Source organism: Polaromonas sp. P1_G4, assembly GCF_056405475.1.
Genome location: NZ_JBFUCA010000711.1, coordinates 1 through 1709, shown reverse-complemented (window position 1 = coordinate 1709; position 1709 = coordinate 1). Strand labels below are relative to the sequence as shown.

Genomic DNA, 1709 nt, shown 5'->3' with positions numbered 1-1709 from the left:
ACCCAAGAATGCCCCCGGTTTGGCGCTTAAAGCGCCCATCCAAAGCCCCACGGGCAGCAGGAAATAGGCGTAATGCAGAGGGAACTCAACCATGGCATGGCTGAACACGAAACCCGTGCCGAGCAGCAGACACCAGGATAGAGAATCACGAACAATACGGTATTGCCACAAGAACCATRGGGAAACCAGTAAAGTGGCCGCAAGCCCGACTGGTAAACCGTTCCACAACATCAGGTCAAGAAAGAGATTGTGGGCACTTTCAAAGAATGTGTAGGTAGGGGGATAAGCAAGTGCAGTGGCTTGTTGTGCCGCTGCTATCTGCGTCCATCCGTAGCCCTGCCATGGGGCCAGGGAAATCGCCTCCATCATTGATTGCCAATAGATGGTTCTAATTCCGGGAGTCATGCGGCCAACAATGCTTCCCGCTTCGGCTCCAAGCAATAGCCATTGATTAATCAAAGGCCAGGCGAGCGTGACGGCGAAGTAGAAGGCACCGATGGCGGCAATTGCGCTCCCACTCACACGCAGCTGGCACCGTTTGCGCAGCGGGACATATAAAACCAGGAGCCAACACCATGCCAACAGGACGGAGCGGGAGCCTGTCATGACAAGCCCGAATACCAACCAAAGAGCCGCGCTTAGCCCTACCCAAACATGTATTTTTCTTGTCTCAAATAGAAATAAAAGCCCGGTCAGGCCGAGTAGCAGTAGTGTGGCAAATTGATTCGGCTGAGCCAGATTGGCGAAGACTCGTCCACCCGGCTCAAGGTCAATCACAAAAATCGCCAGCTTCCCTAAATCCAGCCACTGATGGAACGCAACGCCCATGGAGACAATTGACGCCATCGAAATGGCGAGCCACAAACCAGTGATACGCGTCAGATCCGCCGGCAGATTGTCGTCGGGCTTCACATAGCGGGCCCCCAAGAAAACGGCGAGTCCAAAGCCCGCCGGGTACAAAAACGCCATCAAGGCATCACCCCTGAAAACGATCAACCCAAAGCCCAGCTGCAACATGGGCACTATCGCCAAAGCCCAAGCAGCCCACGCCAATAACGGCACACTTGGCACRCCATGAATAGCAGCCCACAAGCCCAAAGGCAGAAATGCCAAGGCCATCGCCCATTCCTGATGGGCGGTAACCCATGGGGAATAGTGGTTTGGCAATAGATACRCAAGAAACGCCAGAACTGACAACCAGGTAAATGCCCTCTGCCGCACCAAAGTTTCCGAAATCAAGTTATGGACTCCGACGATTTATTTATCTTCATACCCAAAAATAAAAGCGGCGCGTCGAATGACGCGCCGCTTTACATGCAATACCGAACTGCTGTTTCAGGCAGCAGCGCAGCAATTAACCCCTGCAAGAACCTGGCAGGTACTTGGTAGGCGTTCCACCGGTGGCGATAGGACCACAAACCCATTTGAAGATGGTTGAACCGACATCGGTGTTGGAAAGTGCCGTGGTTGAATCCTTGAAAGGAACCAGCTGGATCGATGTGGCGCCTGCATCCTTCAAGTCAGCAACGTTTTGCGTGAGCACCGTGATTACACCGGCATTGTCTGTTTTGATGGAATAAACATATTTCGTTGGTGCGCTTGCGGCGGTACCGGCGCCGCTGGCGTTCTTTTCACAGCCCCAGTTATTGGCGCTTGGAAGATTCGAACTGGCGGCAGATTGCACGGTTTCAGTGATGCTGGTACGGCAC

The 1709-nt window shown here is 53.5% G+C and carries 2 protein-coding genes; both read right to left on the bottom strand.

Annotated elements, in window-relative coordinates; all coding sequences use genetic code 11:
• Positions 1 to 1239: O-antigen ligase family protein (locus AC1D1X_RS22510; RefSeq protein WP_477699247.1), on the bottom strand; the 1239-nt coding region annotated here is incomplete at its 3' end.
• A gap of 115 nt (positions 1240 to 1354) precedes the next feature.
• Positions 1355 to 1709 (bottom strand): pilin (locus AC1D1X_RS22505; RefSeq protein WP_477699246.1); only part of this gene is annotated, 355 nt, incomplete at its 5' end.